This window comes from Pontibacter sp. SGAir0037, from assembly GCF_005491705.1.
Classification (GTDB): domain Bacteria; phylum Bacteroidota; class Bacteroidia; order Cytophagales; family Hymenobacteraceae; genus Pontibacter.
This window is the reverse complement of sequence record NZ_CP028092.1, coordinates 3,119,484-3,135,995: the sequence shown is the minus strand read 5'-3', so window position 1 is coordinate 3,135,995 and position 16,512 is coordinate 3,119,484. Positions and strand designations below refer to the sequence as shown.

The window sequence follows — 16,512 nt, the reverse complement described above, 5'->3', positions numbered from 1 at the left end:
AAACAAAATATAGTTAAACAAGTAATAAAGTAGATAATTTTTAAAAGATTGTTTTTGAACCTCTTAAAATATTATTAAATAAGTGAGAACTTACACAGTAATTTTATTGGCAATTATAATGTTTTTGTCTGCTTAAGCAACGTGTGTATAAGCCTGATATAGGTGCATTACTTATCTTATATACTCTATCTTAAGCCTCGTATACTATTAGTTCGAAGCGCCACCTCTATTGTGCCCTATTGCCCTCGAAAAATATGGGAGGAAGCCGGAAGAAAGTAAATAGCTAAATAGTTCAGAGTAATTCTTTTGGCGCTATCCGGTAAGGCTTTCGGAATGGTTAACTATAAAAATAAAACGCCCCTCAGAGTTTACTGAGGGGCGTTTTGTAAGTCATATTATAATTCTTACTTTTCGTTTGCTTCTAACCACTTCCGGGCGTTTACAAACGCTTCCATCCAGGGTGATACTTCATCCTGACGGTCTTTCGGATAATGTGCCCACTGCCATTGCAGAAGCGAACGCTCGATGTGCGGCATCATGACCAGGTGGCGGCCCGTTTCATCGCAAAGCATGGCGGTGTTAAAGTCGGAGCCGTTCGGGCAGGCAGGATAGGTGTCATAGGCGTACTTCGATACGATCTGGTACTTGTCTTCTGTTAGCGGCAAGCTAAAGCGGCCTTCTCCGTGCGATACCCAAACACCCAGTGTACAGCCGGCCAGGCTGGAAAGCATCACCGATTTATTTTCCTGTATGGTTAAAGACGTAAAGATGCTTTCGTGCTTCCCGCTCAGGTTATGGTGCATTCTAGGTTTCTGGTCGTGGTTCAGGTTAATGAGACCTAACTCCACGAACAGCTGACAACCGTTACAGATACCTACCGATAGCGTGTCTTCACGTTTGAAGAAATTCTCCAGTGCTGTTCTGGCTTTATCGTTGTACATAAAGGCACCTGCCCATCCTTTGGCGGAACCCAATACATCGGAGTTAGAGAAGCCACCCACAGCACCGATAAACTGAATGTCTTCCAGGGTCTCTCTTCCAGAGATCAGGTCCGTCATGTGTACGTCCTTTACGTCGAAACCTGCCAGGTACATGGCGTTGGCCATTTCACGCTCCGAGTTGCTTCCTTTCTCGCGGATAATAGCTGCTTTTATTCTTGGCTTAGAAGGATCGATAACTGGCTTTTTACCGTCGAATCCTTCCGGGAACTTGTAGATCAGCTCGTGCTTCTTGTAGTTGTCGTAACGCTCTTTTGCACTAACCGGACCACTTTGCTTGATGTCCAGCAGGTAAGAAGTTTTAAACCAGGTATCACGTAACTCGGCAATGTTGAAACTGTAAGCATCTGAGCCGTTCTTCAGTTCAAGGGTAGCAGAAGATGTAGCTGTACCTATTTTGTGGAACGGAACATTATTCGCTTCTAAAGTAGCTTCTACGTCAGCAGATGCCTGGAATACCACGCCAATGTTTTCAGCGAATAACACTTTCACGCTGTCTTCCTCGCCCAGTGATGTTAAATCAATACTTGCACCCAGGTTGTTGTCCGCAAAGCACATCTCCAGCAGGGTAGTGATCAAACCCCCGCTGCCAATATCATGGCCTGCTTCTATTTTGCCTTCTTTGATCAGGCCTTGCAACGTGTTAAAGGCATTTTTAAACTGCGCCACATCGGTAATATCAGGTGTTTCGTTGCCTATTTTGTTTACTACCTGTGCAAAAGACGAGCCTCCTAGTTTATAGGTGTCGTTAGATAAGTTGATGTAGTAAATATTACCGCCATCGCGTTGCAACACCGGCTCTACCACCTGGCGTACGTTGCTGCAATTTCCGCCGGCTGAGATAATCACTGTACCAGGGGCAATAACGTCCTCGTCTTTGTACTTCTGCTTCATAGAAAGCGAATCTTTTCCTGTCGGGATGTTAATGCCCAGGGCAATAGCAAAATCCGAACAAGCCTCTACTGCCTGGTATAAACGAGCGTCTTCACCAGCGTTTTTAGAAGCCCACATCCAGTTAGCAGAAAGCGAAACGCTCTGTAAGCCATCTTTCAGCGGAGCCCAAACTATGTTAGATAAGGACTCGCCAATAGCATTACGGCTACCAGCTGCCGGATCAATCAGGGCTGAAATCGGAGCATGGCCAACTGACGTAGCAATACCTTCTTTGCCCTGGAAGTCAAGTGCCATCACACCGCAGTTGTTCAGTGGCAGCTGCAGCGGACCAACACATTGTTGTTTCGCCACGCGTCCACCCACGCAACGGTCTACTTTATTGGTGAGCCAGTCTTTACAGGCTACAGCTTCTAATTGTAATAGCTGCTCTAAATAAGTATGCAGCTGGCTTTTATCATAGATTACTGGCTGGTAATTTCTTTCAACCGTCTTATCAGTCATTACCACTTTTGGCGAGCTTCCGAACATGTCGCTTAGCTCCAGGTCCATCGGTTTCTGGCCCGTAGTTGCTGACTCAAAGGTAAAGCGATGGTCGCCAGTCACGTCACCCACGGTATACATAGGAGCACGCTCGCGCTCTGCTATCTTCTGCAGGGTAGCAATGTCATCTTCGCCGATTACCAGGCCCATACGCTCCTGCGATTCGTTTCCGATGATTTCTTTCGCTGATAGGGTAGGGTCGCCTACAGGCAGTTTATCCAGGTCTATCTTACCGCCTGTTTCTTCTACTAATTCTGAAAGGCAGTTTAAGTGTCCACCAGCACCGTGATCGTGGATAGAAACAATCGGGTTGTTTTCGCTCTCCACCATGCCTCGAATAGCGTTAGCGGCACGCTTCTGCATTTCCGGGTTAGAGCGCTGGATGGCATTTAATTCGATGCCTGTTCCGTGCTCGCCTGTGTCGGCTGAAGAAACTGCCGCGCCACCCATACCGATGCGGTAGTTTTCACCTCCGAGAATAACAATTTTATCGCCTGTTTTTGGATGTTGCTTCTGTGCCTGGCTTGCTTTGCCGTAACCAACGCCACCAGCCAGCATAATCACCTTGTCGTAACCAAGTTTTCTAGGGGCCTCCAGCTCATCTGCTTTTTCGTCGTGCTCGAAGGTTAGAACTGAGCCGGTAATCAGCGGCTGTCCGAATTTGTTCCCGAAATCAGTGGCTCCGTTAGAAGCTTTAATCAGGATATCCATCGGCGTTTGATACAGCCACTGTCTTTCCTGAGTAGCTTTTTCCCAAGGACGGTCTTTCTCCAGGCGCGACAAAGCCGTCATGTAAACAGCTGTACCTGCCAACGGAAGTGCTCCCTGTCCACCAGCCAATCGGTCTCTGATCTCACCACCAGAACCGGTAGCGGCACCGTTAAATGGCTCTACTGTTGTCGGGAAGTTATGCGTTTCTGCTTTTATAGAAATAACCGATTCGAAATCACTTACCTGGTAGAAGTCCGGCTCATCGGCACGCTTTGGTGCGAATTGCTGCACCACTGGTCCTTTTATAAAAGCAACGTTATCTTTGTAGGCAGAAACAATATCGTTGGGGTTTGTTTCTGATGTTTTGCGGATTAATTTAAAAAGCGAACTTGGTTTCTCTTCGCCATCAATTACAAATTTGCCATTGAAGATCTTATGGCGGCAGTGCTCCGAGTTCACCTGCGAAAAGCCAAATACTTCGGAATCGGTTAGCGGCCTGCCTACTCTTTCGGAAAGCTGGTTTAAATAATCCACTTCTTCATCGCTCAGCGAAAGTCCTTCCTGCTTGTTGTAGGCGGCAATATCGGTAACTGGCAGCACAGGCTCCGGTTCAATATGTATTGTGTAGATTTCCTGGTCCAGCCCCTTATACTTTTGCGAAAGCATTGGGTCAAAATCCGTGAAATCTTCTGTTACTATTTTAAACTCTTCAATCCGGATAATCCCCTCGATGGCCATGTTCTGAGTGATTTCCACGGCATTGGTGCTCCATGGCGTTATCATGGCGGCACGAGGACCAACAAAGAAACCGCTTAAGGTTTTTTCCTGCTCTAATATGGCGTTGCCGAAAAGCCATTCCAATTTTTGAACATCTGTTGTACTCAGTTCGCCTTCGCTTTGTAAGGCGTAAACTGTATCAGGCTGACTAGAAAAGAAGTGAAGCATGCTTAGTTTTTTTCAAGCAGCAAAGGTAGGGTTTTAATTTAAAAAAAGGGAGAGGTGGGGGAGGGTGTTAGTGTATTTTGAATCTGATTTGAGATGTAAAGAGGATTGAAATTTATTTGCTTATCTTTTTCGCTGCTGCCGGTGGAGACAGCCGTGCTGGTGTCTGATCTGGCGCAGAAGGCTGCTGCCATCCTTATCTGGGACGGCAGCAGCCTTCTGTTATACTTGTAAAAGGATTAATACCTTACATCGTGTATTAATTATTTGTCAAATCGATGCATCTCGTTTTCAATCATCCATTTCCCATCCTGGTTGCGCCATTGGCTGAAGTAGATGCCACTTAGTGTTTGGTCAGCTTCCGAACGAATACGCAAGATGCCTATATCCACTACCACTGAATCGGAAATAACCGTTTTCTTAGATCTCCTTTCCAGGAAGCGGACGTTTTGCTGGTGGTAGAGTGTAAGAAATGATTTGATGCCAGCACGCCCCGTACTTCAGGCAGGTTGTTGAACACCACAGGAATTGCATTACCCATTATGAGGCTGGCATCGCCAACGTACAATTTACTGAGGGAGTCCATTTCTCCGGCATTGTACGTTTGAATAAAATCAGCGTTCAATTTTAGAATTTGTGCACGTACTTCTGTTTTATGTTGGGCTCCGGTGGTGGTTGGGTACCGAAAGAATAAGGCTAATACTGTAACCAGAAATGGGATAGATAGCAGCGATAGTTTTACCATTTTGTTATGTTTTAAGTTAAAAAAATATGAAAATGAGTTACTAGCTTTTGCATATCCATCTGAGATAAGATTATTTTTACCAATCACATCGGCATGGTTATAATCAAGGGCTGCAAAAATGATTCTGATAGTATAGCTCCTGGGAGTGACTTCTCCGGATTCTATCCGTTGCAGTGTCCGTACACTGATGTTACATTTCTCTACAAGCTCTTCCTGCGTTAATCCTTTGGCTTTTCTTAAGTCTAGTATTTTCTTTCCTAGTTCAGGTTGTATCATCTGTCGTTGTTAGTTTGGGCAAGATTAAATATACTTTTAAAATGTACAAAAATGGGTCTTGATTTTTACCTGACATTAAGGCGACTTTTACCTGACTTTTGTTGTATGGTTTTGATAGATAGTATGTTGAGTATGAGTGTTGCGTAGCTCGTACTCATACAGTTATTCGTTTGAAGAGCATAGCTATTAGGCCAAAGGCTTTGTAATGAGAGCTATGTAGTGGTAATTTGAGTGAAAGTAGGGCATGAACCAGTGCCGAACCCCTACCGATGACTTTCATATTCCCACTGGCGGCGCTACTAAACACCAAAGTTAGCTCCTCTCGTTCTTTCTAACTCATGCTCAGCATCTACGGGCTTTCTGCTGATACTTCTTTAGCCATTTATTTAACTTTCTTATCGATAATTAGCTCCGTTGCTTTTTTAGGCATAATTTCCTTTGTTATCAGTTGCTGTCAGAACATCGCAAATGATCATAGGTACCTGTTGCCCTCAAAAGCAAAGCTACTGCTGTTCACAACGGTCCTGCTGCTCTCCGCTTCATGCAGGAATGTCGAAGAGCCTGCCCCTGTACAGCTTCGACGCAGTTAACCATCATTTAAAAATTGCTCATGATGCACTTATACCTGTATGACCAATCTAAAGGAGGTAAAATAGCCCGATTAGTGGGTTTGCTCCTGCTTTTTTTGCTTGGGCTCTTTCTGCAAAGCCCGGCCCAGTCAATCTCGAAGTACATAGTCGTTGATCAGTTTGGCTATCCCGAAACAGCCAGAAAAGTAGCTGTTATCCGCAATCCGGTAACAGGCTTTGATGCCGCAGAGTCTTTCCAGCCCGGAACAGTTTACCGTGTTGTCAACGCATCTACCGGGCAGACGGCGCTGGAGGGCACGCCCACCAGTTGGAACAATGGTCAGGAAGATCCAAGCTCCGGCGATAAAGCCTGGCATTTCGATTTCTCACTGGTCACAACGCCCGGCACCTATTATGTGCTGGATGTTGCGCAGCAAGTGAAATCTTACGACTTCATGATTCATAACTCGGTGTATCAGAACGTGCTGAAACAGGCAGTACGGACTTATTTCTACCAGCGGGCCGGTATGGCCAAAGAAGCGAAGTATGCCGGGGCAGCCTGGGCCGATGCTATTAGTTATGCCGGGAATTTACAAGATTCCCAGGCCCGGCTCTATAACGCCAAAACCAATGCGGCTACGCAAAAAGATCTGAGTGGCGGCTGGTTCGATGCCGGCGACATGAATAAATACGTGAACTTCGTGCATGGTCCGGTAATCCAGTTATTAAGAGCTTACGAAGAAAAGCCTGCTGCCTGGACCGACAACTATAATATTCCGGAGTCTGGAAACGGGATACCTGATATACTGGATGAGGTGAAGTATGAAATTGATTGGTTATGGAGGATGCAGAACGCAGACGGCTCCGTGTTGAGCATTGTGGGCTATCAGGGCGATGCCAGCCCGCCTTCCAGCGACAAAACGCAGCGGTGCTATGGCCCGGCTTCTACCTCCGCTACCTTAACCGGGGCGGCCATTTATGCCTATGCGGCGAAAGTATATAAAACGTTAGGTACACCTGCCATGCTGGCGTATGCCGATCAGTTGCAAACTGCCGCCGAAAAAGCCTGGGCCTGGGCCGATGCGAATCCGGATGTGCTGTTTCGCAACAACGATAACGCCAATAATTCGCAGGGGTTGGGCGCAGGCCAGCAAGAGGTGGACGATTATACCCGGAGCATGTTCAAGCTATCGGCGGCCACTTTTCTATATGCTTTAACCGATAAGGCCGTGTATAAAGCTTACTTCGATGCGAACTATACTAAGTCTCACTTGTTCGAATGGAGCTATGCTTATCCGTTTGAGCCTGTTACGCAGGACGCCTTGTTGTATTACACGTCCCTTCCTAACGCAACCGAATCCGTGAAAACAGCTATCCGGGATAAGTTTACGGCGGCCATGAAGAGCAACTCTGAAAATTTACCAGCCATAACCTCGGTAAAGGATCCTTACCTGGCGCATTTAAACGACTATACCTGGGGAAGCAACAGCTTTAAAATGATACAGGGGTTAATGATCTATGACCTTATAACGTATGATCTGGACCCTGCCAATACTGAAACGTACCAGCATGCTGCAGCCGGTTATGTGCATAGCCTGCACGGCGTAAACCCGATGCAACTGGTATACCTGAGTAATATGTTTAACGATGGCGCGGAAAACGGTGTAAGAGAATTCTACCATTCCTGGTTCAAAGACGGCAGCGCCAAATGGGACCGGGTAGGAACATCGCAGTTCGGGCCGCCACCAGGTTTTTTAACCGGAGGTCCCAACCCGTCTTACGACTGGGATGGTGTTTGCCCAGGCAATGCAGGATGCAACGCCATTTCCATAACTCCGCCCAAAGGTCAGCCTGCCCAGAAAAGTTACAAAGATTTTAACCACTCCTGGCCATTAAACTCCTGGTCGGTTACAGAGAATTCAACAGGCTACCAGGCAAACTATATCCGGTTGCTCTCCAAATTCGTTACTTTGTCGCCTCAGGCGCCCCTGGCAGTAAAGGCCGAACAGGTGGCAACTTTCAGCTTATACCCAAACCCTGCGCAGCAGGTAGTGCATATCGGGTTACCTGAACTGGTAAAGGGAAAGATTGCCGTGAAAATTCAGGATGTGCAGGGCAAAGAGGTGCTGAGCGGAAGCTTCGACAACAAAGCCTCTTTTAGCCTGCCTACTACCGATCTGGCCGATGGTATTTACATTTTACAGGTGATGTATGCTAATCGGGTGATGACGAAGAAGTTTGTGAAGCAGTAAGGCTCCCGTGTTCTTCTCAGCCCTTAGTATTGAAGAGCACCTATGGAAAGTAAGCTGGCCGCAGCAGGCCCTTCAGGAAGTTGTAGGGCAGTAGCAGTTCAGTGGCACCCATGGCATAGGGCCCGATCTCGTAAGGGTTATAGTAGAGCTGCAGTCCTTCTGCGGTGAGGGCGTAGTTCTGAGGCAGAGGAAGTGTATTACCTGTAATAAAGAGACCTGCTTCCGAGAGCGGCATGTCGCCTACCATTTCCTTTCGTACCTGCCTGAACTGCTGCTCCGCCAGTGCCTGCAGTTTTACGGTATCGTTAACCATCTCAGGCAGGGAGAGCAGATGCCCGGTGCTGTCGAAACTTTGCAGGATGCGGGTAGGGTTTCCGTGTGCACCCCCAAGATAAGTGAAGTTATCGAAAAGCAGCGACACCACCCGGGCCGACACATAAAGCGGCTGGCCCTTTACCTGCAGCTCCCACCCATACAGGCCTGGATGCGGTGGGTCAGGCATTTGCTGAGTGCTCTCCTTGTAGCGCTGGCGCTCCTCAAAAAACAGGTTGGCAAGCTTTTCGGCAGCATCGGTATAGCTTGTGGCAGATGTGTCCGCATCAGGACCAAAATCGTAACGCATGAGCTGTAACCGCTGCTGTACATAGTGGTTAATGCTTTGGCGCAATGCTGCGGGCCCGGCAGTGGCTACAGGGTAGGTAATGTGCAGCCTGGCACAGGTGGAGCTGTCAGGGCTGCAGTCATCAGAGGTACGCTGCAGGTTCTCAACCCTGAACTGCAGGCGTTCAGTTGCAACTGCACTTGCCTGTTCCTGCTGCGATTGGCAGGACCAGAGGCTACAGGCGCTCAACAGCACTATAGCCAGCCTGATAAAATGGGTTGTATACATACTTGTAAAATAGGTGGTATGGGTTGATATCCTGTTACCGGGCAACACAGGTGCGGCCTCTTGTAAAGGTAGTAAAATACAAAAAAGCCTGCAAAGGGTACGCGCAGACCTGCCTTCTATTAAAACTGCAACTGTGCCTGTATACGCATGAGTCCACCTGCCTGATGGTTATCCGGGTGCTCATAGTCCTCATACCTGCGGTCGGAGAGGGTATATACCGTTACCAGCTCTATATGCTCGACAGGATGAATCTCCACACCTATTTCACATTCTTTCACGGTGTAACTCCTGGCATCCAGCTCATGCTTTTTTCCACCGTCGTAGTACTGCAGGCGCGTAAAAGGTATCAACGCGGCTTCTCCACCGGTACGGGCATAAGAAAACGTAACATAGCCGCCTTGCAGGTCTTTTACTCCAATCGATCCTGTCGGCTTATCAAATTCCGGACCTCGGCCAATGGTATATTCTGCCTGTATGCCAAAAGGCTTCGGATACAGCACAAACGATGCGGCAAGGCGTTGGTCTATATACGACAGGTTGCTGTTCGCTTTTACGTCAGGACTGTGCTCGGGCAGCACAAACTGTCCGGTGTAGGCCTGTATGCCTGGCTCAATTACCTGTTGGCCCAGCACAATGGGGTAAGAAAACCGGGTAACAACATGAAATGCGTTGTTCAGGTCGGGGTGGTTAGCTGTTTGCCCGTTGTAAATGCCCAGAGCAAACACGCCAAAGTCTCCGGAGTGCTTATACGGCTTTAGCGCTTTCATGAGTGCCCGCTTTTCCTGGCTGGCCCAATAAAAGAATACACCCATGTCGCGTTCGTCTTTTACACCACTGTTCAGTGCATCGTTCCGGTCGAGGGGTAACCGATGGCTGCTCGACTGCATGTTCTCGAACCCGAAAGGCACTTTGCTTTGGCCTATGCGTATTCTATACTCGTTGTGCTTGTCCAGGCCGATATCCACATAAGCATCTTTTACCCTGCCCACATGAATAGACTCTCCCACCGATTTGGCAAAATCAGGTTGGATGTATATGTATATTCTCGGACTGATCTGGCCGTAGAACTTCAGACGCAAGCGCCTTAGCGAAAGGCCGCCTCCTTTGGCCCCCCAGAACTCGTCGCACTGTTCGCACCCCAGCTCGGGGTTGGTTTCGAAGAGCTTGTTGTACCGGACCTGCATGTAGCCGCCAACATGTATTTTATCGTACCATTTTTCACTTTGCTTTTGCTGTGCCGAGGCGCTGAGGCAGATCATACACGCTGCCACGAATAACAGAATACGCATAGGAGTTGAATTAATCCGCTTTTTGGTTTAACACACTACCTTTTGCATCCAGCACCACCTCCAGGTCTTGCTTGGTGAATGAGCTAAGCTCTACTTTATAAACAGTTTCGGCACCCGTGCGTATGCGCTCCAGGTCATCCAGGCTGTAGCCTTTAAAATCGGAGTTGATCCTGTTAATTACTTCTTTCGGAAGTTCTTTCCGGGTAATATCTTCTTTGAGTTTGCTAACGGAACCTGATGGCTGGTACCAGATTTCATGATCGGTATTCCAGCCTGTTTCGAACTCCACATGATACAGGTCGCCTTCTTTCTCCCATTCCACGTCGCTGGCTTTAGGAAAGTCTTTCTTAAAGTTGTTCAGTATAACCGAAGGTACCTGGCTTTGCGGAATATCCTGTGCCAGGGCCAGGTTAGAAAAGAATAAAACTATTGCCGGGATAATTAAAATGTGCTTTTTCATCTGTATAAAAATTTAGTTTATACAGCAAAGCAACTACCTGAATTTGGAAAGAATTGGGAATAACGATTTTTTGGTGGTATGTAGTGTATGAAAAAGTAAGCGCTTTACTTTCTTTTTCTACGGCTGATCAACAACTGATAAAATAAATATAGCGATTTTTATATTAAATTTTTGTTTACTGTTGTTTGTGCATAACTAGTTAAATAACTTTATGCTTCAGGGCCACTTACGGCCACACTACCCTTATGAAAAGCTTCTTCGCCCTTGTTGTTGCTCTTTTTATTCTATGTTCCTGCAGTTTTGCGCAAAAGGCTGTTTTGCTGAAGCGCTTTATGGCCATAGATAGTTTGTCTGACTATCAATTTGCTGCTGATAATGTATTTGTGCCACGGCAAAGCTATTTTGAGGGCTATCAGATTTCGACGGGCAAAGCTTTTGCTACAGATAATACGGCTGTTGTTTACCGTATGCAGCGTTTTGGCAGCGCCGGAAGCGCTATTCTATACAATTCGACCAGGCAAGACGGCTTCGGGCATTTAACGGCCTCTGATCATGCTACCACCAGAAAGCTGCTGGATAAAGTAGTGGGCGTAAACTTTGTAAACGGATCAAAATTTACCTTTGTGGTGAATGCGAGTACCGACGGCCCTTCCGGACTATATGCAACCGACGGCACAGTGGCAGGTACAAAGGCTTTGATGCAGTACGACTACGTATCGCCTTATGATGTAAAAGCAATTTATGCAGCTGCAGAAGATAAAGTGTATTTTGCGCTTTACCGTGATACCGTTGCCGATATTTACCAGACAGATGGTACGGCCGCTGGTACCCGGTTGATTGGTCGTGTAGAAAACGAAGCAACAAGTTCTAACCTCAGTTCTTACGACCAGTCTTTTTTCCTGAAAGACGGGGAGCACGTGTACTATGTTGTCAGTAAGTATATAGCTGGTGAAGCATATACTACGGCTGCCAGCTGTTACCTGGTTGCTTCCGGAGGAATACAGCATACAGGTACCTACCAGAACATAAGTACGTATGAAGAGGGATGGCAGATAAAGGACGGTGCTGCTTACAGCTTTGATGGGGTAGCAGGTTATTTTACAAAGGCAGAGGGCGGTAAAAGTGTTTCTTTCTTAAAAGCTAACTATGGCCTGTTTGTAGGGGAGTTTCAGGATAAAGTACTTTTACTGGCAAACCAGAGCAACAAGGTTGGCTACGATTTGTATGAGACGGATGGTACTGAGGCTGGCACCAAGCTTATTCAAACACAGGTAGTAAGAAGTAAAGTTATCGAGTTTGACGGAAAGCTTTATTTCTGGGCTACGACTAGCCGATATGGAACAGAACTATGGCAATATGACGGTAGAAGTGCAGCGTTAGTAGAAGATATCAAAGCAGGAGAGGCAGGGTTTTTATCTTTTCCCGATCCTCAGTTTCAAATAGTGGATAACACCCTTTATTTTGCTGCAGCGGTAGCTGATGTTCAGAATAGCCATGCTATCAATCTGGAGCTATACAAGCTCTCCGGAAATGCCGGCTCTATCTACTTAAGTACCTTTGCCGACTATAACCGGAATGGACAGCAGGAGGCCAGTGAGCCTTTTCTGCCATATCAGCACTTTGAGCTGGGCGAAGACGGGCGGCAGATCTATACAAGCCATAACTTAACAAAGCTTAACCTTGACAACGGTAGCTATACGCTCTCGCTGAAGCCCCAGCAGGGGTGGAAGATGGCAACCGGCCAGGAAACAGTGGAATTAGTATTGCCTTTGCATGAGAACCAGACTTTTACGTTTGGCCTTGTTCCGGAGCAGGAGATAACGGCAGTAGAGGCAAAACTTGTTTCGCTGGCCCCACCACGCTGCGGGTTTTTAACAACCTATGAGCTTTCTTATCTAAACAAAGGCACCAGACAAGCAAGCGGAAAAATACAGCTCGTTCCGGAGAAACAGTTTTCACTTATCTCTGCTAATCCTGCCCCGGATGTTGTTTCAGGAGATACCCTGCAATGGAACCTTTCCGGTCTGGAGCTGCAGCAGCACGGCCTGATACAGCTCCATTTTCGCATGCCAACATTTGAGAGCATGGGCGATACGCTGACATCTGTTGTGCTTACTAAATTCCAGAGTGCAGGCAGTACTACTGTAGCGGCAGATACCAGTATGCTCCAGCAAATCCTGTTGTGTTCCTACGACCCGAATGATATACAGGTAAATCCGGTCGGTGTTACCGAAAAACACCTGACAAAAAAAGATCAGCCTCTGGAGTACCTCATACGCTTTCAGAACACAGGCAATGCCGAAGCTATCAACATTATGGTAGCTAATAGTATAGAGGAGAACCTCGATCTGCGTAGCCTGCGAATACTGGGCAGTAGTCATCCGATGTATACCTCCGTTCGTAACAACACACTACACTTTTACTTTGATAATATCTTGCTGCCCGACAGTACTAGCAACGAGCCTGGCAGCCACGGGTATGTGCTGTATGCTATTAAACCCAAAGCCGGGTTACCGGATAGCACCCGTATCGAAAATACAGCCGATATTTATTTTGACTATAACCCGCCAATCCACACCAATACGGTGTTCAGTACACTTGTAACAGAACTGCCTGCCGTTAAAACCGACGGTCCATTAGCTGCCGGAAAAAATACAGAGAAGGCCGATCTTACAGTCTTTCCAAATCCGGCGAGTAACACTTTAGCGCTGGAATGGCAAGGTTCTATGCAAGGGCGCAGCAGTTATTATATAGTAAATAGTCTAGGGCAGGAAGTGCTGAGGGGAGAATTCACAGGCCGCGCTACCTCCTCTATACCTGTCACACACCTGGGCAGGGGCTTCTATTTTGTGCGGGTAATCAACAATGGCAAAACAGCCTGTAAAAGGCTTGTGCTTCAATAGTAAAGGCTTGCTTCACGAAGCGCTTTTGCTGGTCTGCTAACCCGGCCGGTTGTTTAAGGTTTGGGGGAGGGTTTCGCAGGAGAGTGACAGCAGCTACTTATGGCGGTACACCGAAGGACTAACTCCCATATAGTTTTTAAAGGCAATGGAAAAATGCTGGGAGTGCTCATAACCAAGTGCGTCGGCTACTTCATCTACTGTTAAAACACAATCTTTTAGCAGCTTAGCGGCATATTCCATGCGCAGCTTTCGGATATAGCCAAAAACCGTAGTTCCGAACACCGCCTTAAATCCTTTTTTCAGCTTAAACTCGTTGAGCAGGCACTGGCGGCTCAGCTGTGTAAGGTTGAGGTCTGCCAGGAAGTTTGTATCCAGGTAAGCCTTTAGCTGGTAGAGCTTTTCGGCTTCGTCAGGACGAATGGTTTCTTTGCCGCGCACCGGCGTTTTAAACTGCTCTATCTGCAGGGCCAGCAACTCCAGAGCTCTCGATTGTAGCAGGAGGTTGCGCATAGGGCCTGAGGCCGGGCATTGCCTGATGCTATCCACCAACTGCGCCATAAGCGGTGTAACTGTGCTGGTGCCGTTGATACCGGAGAAAGGCCGCTGCTGCAGTATCTCCTTCTGGATACGCTCGCTCCACTGATCATCGTACCCGATGGCTGAAGCCAGGAATTCTTTATCAAACGTGAGGTGCAGCATCGAAATAGTTTCATAACCCTTTACCAGGTTAACGCCACCGCCTTCTGGCAAATAGATAAGGTTGTGGCGCAGCGCCTTCATGTCCAGGTCATGCTTCAATCCCTTAAAGTTGGAATGCATGTGGCCTCCCATCATAAAATTAATATTGATACAGTCTCCGGGCGTTGAGTCGTGTAGTAAAATATCGCCGGAAGCAGTATGCCAGTTTAAGTTCATGATGTGGAGGAAAGGGAGAGAGCAGGTATTGATAGCAATTTCTCCAGCCTTGGGATGGTGTACCTGGATACCGCTTTGGGGTATAGCATTACCTGAAAAAGCCAGCTTTCCTTTAATCGGAGGAATTACCTCAAAGTCGAAAATATCTTTAGTATGTAAAGCGGTAGCAGCCATAACAGTATGCTTTTAATTTAATGTGCAGGGGGGATAAAGGCTGTACAAAAATAATGTAAAGTAGGATATATAGTATATCTGTGTAGCATAAATATTTCCGTGGCTCCGGTCCCTGCCTTTCACATAATCCATTCTGCGTAGGAGCTAATCCTTTTCTCGTAGGCACCCCGGTAGTTAAATCCTCAAATTTGCAATGTATTCAGCATGAGCGGAATGTATATAGTAACTGCTGCAGCTCTGTTTAGGCTGCTGTAACAATTATTCATCTGCTAATTACTGAAATGAGCCTTACTTCTTTTACTAACAAAGAACGCGGCTGCTTGTCCTAAGTAGGACGAAACCTGAATGCACAGAAATTAAATTTTAAAACTATGATAAAGAAAATTTTGAAATGGACAGGTGGCGTATTAGCCTCCTTGCTGGTACTGTTAGTTCTGTTTTACCTGATGGTATCTGCTAATATAAGCAACAGGGCAGAAAAGAAATATACGTTCGCCTCAGAAGACATTGCCATACCGGATGATCAGGCGCTGCTCAAGCGGGGAGAACACCTGGCTGTGATCAAAGGCTGTACCGATTGCCACGGCGAAAACATGGCCGGAAAAGTAATGATGGAAGATGCTGCTTTGGGGCGACTGGTGTCGAGTAACCTGACAAAAGGAAAAGGCGGACTGCCGCAGCAATACAATACTTCTGACTGGGTAATGGCGCTACGGCATGGAATAGACCCTGGAGGGCGTCCGTTGCTGTTTATGCCTTCGCACGAAACCACATTGCTCTCCGAGGAAGACATGGCCGCTCTTATTGCTTATTGCCAGCACCTGGAGCCTGTTGATAATATCTTGCCAGCTTCAGAACTGGGGCCTGTTGTAAAAGTAATGACATACCTGGATAAAATGCCGTTATTGTCTGTGGAGAAGATCGATCACCAACTGCCTATGGTGGCTAAGGCTGATACCGTTGAGGGCGTTGCCATGGGGATGTACCTGGCGGTTTCCTGCAGTGGCTGCCATCGGCCAGACTTAAAAGGCGGCGACCCATTAGCACCGGGCTTGCCTCCAGTACCGGATATTACCAGCTCCGGCAAGGTGGGCAAATGGACGAAAGCACAGTTCATCCAAACATTAAGAACTGGCAAAACACCAGAAGGGAAGCAAATGAGCAGCGATAACATGCCCTGGAAAATGACCGCACAATACGACGAGAAAGAACTTGCTTCTTTATACCTGTACTGCCAGTCTATTAAATAGCTGGAAAGAAGCTTTACAGTCGAAAACAACTTATGCTGCTACTGAAACAGAGCAGCCTTCTCAGGCCTCATCTATAGCGCAGCTATAGGTGAGGCCACTTACCCTTTCTGCAGCCAGCTGATGGCGCTGGGGCGATCATAAAAGTTCTGGAATATGATTTTCACCTCCGTCTTTTCCAGGATGTCTTCTGCCAGTTCTTCTACCAAGTCTTCCCGTTTTTCGTTCGGGCTGCCCAGCCTCGCTATTTTCTGAAGCCGCGTTTCCGTCAGGCTCTTTCCGAACTCCTGGTTAACTTCAAGATACTCCTCATCTGTTATGCCTGTAACATCTTCGTGAGCATCAATTAAGAGATTCCGGATATCGTAAGATTTAATGGTGGAAATCAGCCTCTCAATAGAGTATTGCAACTCTTGCTTGGATGCCCCTTTGTAATCCAGCCAACGGGCTGTTAGAATGTCATGGGATACATCATAGTCCATTTCTATATGCCCATCGCTGTATAAGATCATAAAGGTTCGTTCCTGCCTGGTATTTAATAGTATGTCTGTTGCTTTTAATTTTAACTGCATAACGTGCTGTAAAGAATTGTGTTTGATCTTTCGAAGCCGCCTGTACAGAAAAAGAAAGCCTCTCCACAGGAAAGGCTCTCAAACTATAACTAATCTAACTTTATTCTTTTAAAAAAATTGTTGCTCCGGCTCTTAT

12 protein-coding genes are annotated in these 16,512 nt (G+C 47.0%); 4 read left to right on the top strand and 8 right to left on the bottom strand.

Features of this window, described 5'->3' with window-relative positions; all coding sequences use genetic code 11:
• Nucleotides 1–404: 404 nt before the first annotated feature.
• A complete protein-coding gene (gene purL, locus C1N53_RS12745; RefSeq protein ID WP_137759678.1) occupies nt 405–4,088 on the bottom strand; it encodes a phosphoribosylformylglycinamidine synthase in 3,684 nt (1,227 codons plus the stop codon).
• A 105-nt stretch (nt 4,089–4,193) separates the two neighbouring features.
• On the opposite strand from purL, the gene C1N53_RS22885 reads away from it, so the two are divergent.
• Nucleotides 4,194–4,319 (top strand): hypothetical protein, encoded by a 126-nt coding sequence (locus C1N53_RS22885; RefSeq protein ID WP_256377473.1) that lies wholly within the window; start codon nt 4,194–4,196, stop codon nt 4,317–4,319.
• Nucleotides 4,320–4,348: 29 nt separating this feature from the next.
• Here C1N53_RS22885 and C1N53_RS22880 read toward each other — a convergent pair whose 3' ends face one another.
• Complete coding sequence (locus tag C1N53_RS22880) at nt 4,349–4,477, bottom strand: hypothetical protein (RefSeq protein ID WP_256377472.1); 129 nt, start codon at nt 4,475–4,477, stop codon at nt 4,349–4,351.
• Complete coding sequence (locus tag C1N53_RS12740; protein WP_137759677.1) at nt 4,477–5,106, bottom strand: helix-turn-helix domain-containing protein; 630 nt, start codon at nt 5,104–5,106, stop codon at nt 4,477–4,479. The genes C1N53_RS22880 and C1N53_RS12740 overlap by 1 nt, the downstream gene beginning before the upstream one ends.
• Before the next feature lie 610 nt (nt 5,107–5,716).
• Here C1N53_RS12740 and C1N53_RS12735 point away from each other — a divergent pair.
• Nucleotides 5,717–7,927: a glycoside hydrolase family 9 protein gene (locus C1N53_RS12735; protein WP_137759676.1), complete on the top strand. Its 2,211-nt coding sequence runs from the start codon at nt 5,717–5,719 to the stop codon at nt 7,925–7,927.
• 40 nt (nt 7,928–7,967) lie between these two features.
• Here C1N53_RS12735 and C1N53_RS12730 read toward each other — a convergent pair whose 3' ends face one another.
• The 3 genes from C1N53_RS12730 to C1N53_RS12720 form a co-directional block, all read right to left on the bottom strand.
• Nucleotides 7,968–8,816, bottom strand: coding sequence for a DUF3298 and DUF4163 domain-containing protein (locus tag C1N53_RS12730; protein WP_137759675.1), 849 nt, complete (start codon nt 8,814–8,816; stop codon nt 7,968–7,970).
• A 119-nt stretch (nt 8,817–8,935) separates the two neighbouring features.
• Complete coding sequence (locus C1N53_RS12725; RefSeq protein ID WP_137759674.1) at nt 8,936–10,105, bottom strand: porin; 1,170 nt, start codon at nt 10,103–10,105, stop codon at nt 8,936–8,938.
• A 10-nt stretch (nt 10,106–10,115) separates the two neighbouring features.
• Entirely contained in the window at nt 10,116–10,565 is a 450-nt protein-coding gene (locus C1N53_RS12720) for a PepSY-like domain-containing protein (RefSeq protein WP_137759673.1), read from the bottom strand.
• A 245-nt stretch (nt 10,566–10,810) separates the two neighbouring features.
• On the opposite strand from C1N53_RS12720, the gene C1N53_RS12715 reads away from it, so the two are divergent.
• Nucleotides 10,811–13,468, top strand: coding sequence for a T9SS type A sorting domain-containing protein (locus C1N53_RS12715; RefSeq protein ID WP_137759672.1), 2,658 nt, complete (start codon nt 10,811–10,813; stop codon nt 13,466–13,468).
• A gap of 93 nt (nt 13,469–13,561) precedes the next feature.
• Here the strand turns inward: C1N53_RS12715 and C1N53_RS12710 are convergent, their stop codons facing one another.
• Nucleotides 13,562–14,557, bottom strand: a complete 996-nt coding sequence (locus C1N53_RS12710) for an AraC family transcriptional regulator (protein WP_137759671.1) — start codon at nt 14,555–14,557, stop codon at nt 13,562–13,564.
• A 371-nt stretch (nt 14,558–14,928) separates the two neighbouring features.
• Between C1N53_RS12710 and C1N53_RS12705 the strand changes: the two genes are divergently transcribed.
• Nucleotides 14,929–15,807 carry a c-type cytochrome gene (locus C1N53_RS12705; protein ID WP_137759670.1) on the top strand — a complete coding sequence of 293 codons (879 nt, stop codon included), beginning with the start codon at nt 14,929–14,931 and terminating at the stop codon, nt 15,805–15,807.
• A 98-nt stretch (nt 15,808–15,905) separates the two neighbouring features.
• Here C1N53_RS12705 and C1N53_RS12700 read toward each other — a convergent pair whose 3' ends face one another.
• A complete protein-coding gene (locus tag C1N53_RS12700; protein ID WP_137759669.1) occupies nt 15,906–16,376 on the bottom strand; it encodes a hypothetical protein in 471 nt (156 codons plus the stop codon).
• Nucleotides 16,377–16,512: the final 136 nt, after the last annotated feature.

Bases quoted from the DNA above. Each gene is read 5' to 3' on its own strand.
- purL (WP_137759678.1), bottom strand. From the start codon at position 4,088: ATGCTTCACTTCTTTTCTAGTCAGCCTGATACAGTTTACGCCTTACAA.
- C1N53_RS12740 (WP_137759677.1), bottom strand. From the start codon at position 5,106: ATGATACAACCTGAACTAGGAAAGAAAATACTAGACTTAAGAAAAGCC.
- C1N53_RS12735 (WP_137759676.1), top strand. From the start codon at position 5,717: ATGATGCACTTATACCTGTATGACCAATCTAAAGGAGGTAAAATAGCC.
- C1N53_RS12730 (WP_137759675.1), bottom strand. From the start codon at position 8,816: ATGTATACAACCCATTTTATCAGGCTGGCTATAGTGCTGTTGAGCGCC.
- C1N53_RS12725 (WP_137759674.1), bottom strand. From the start codon at position 10,105: ATGCGTATTCTGTTATTCGTGGCAGCGTGTATGATCTGCCTCAGCGCC.
- C1N53_RS12720 (WP_137759673.1), bottom strand. From the start codon at position 10,565: ATGAAAAAGCACATTTTAATTATCCCGGCAATAGTTTTATTCTTTTCT.
- C1N53_RS12715 (WP_137759672.1), top strand. From the start codon at position 10,811: ATGAAAAGCTTCTTCGCCCTTGTTGTTGCTCTTTTTATTCTATGTTCC.
- C1N53_RS12710 (WP_137759671.1), bottom strand. From the start codon at position 14,557: ATGGCTGCTACCGCTTTACATACTAAAGATATTTTCGACTTTGAGGTA.
- C1N53_RS12705 (WP_137759670.1), top strand. From the start codon at position 14,929: ATGATAAAGAAAATTTTGAAATGGACAGGTGGCGTATTAGCCTCCTTG.
- C1N53_RS12700 (WP_137759669.1), bottom strand. From the start codon at position 16,376: ATGCAGTTAAAATTAAAAGCAACAGACATACTATTAAATACCAGGCAG.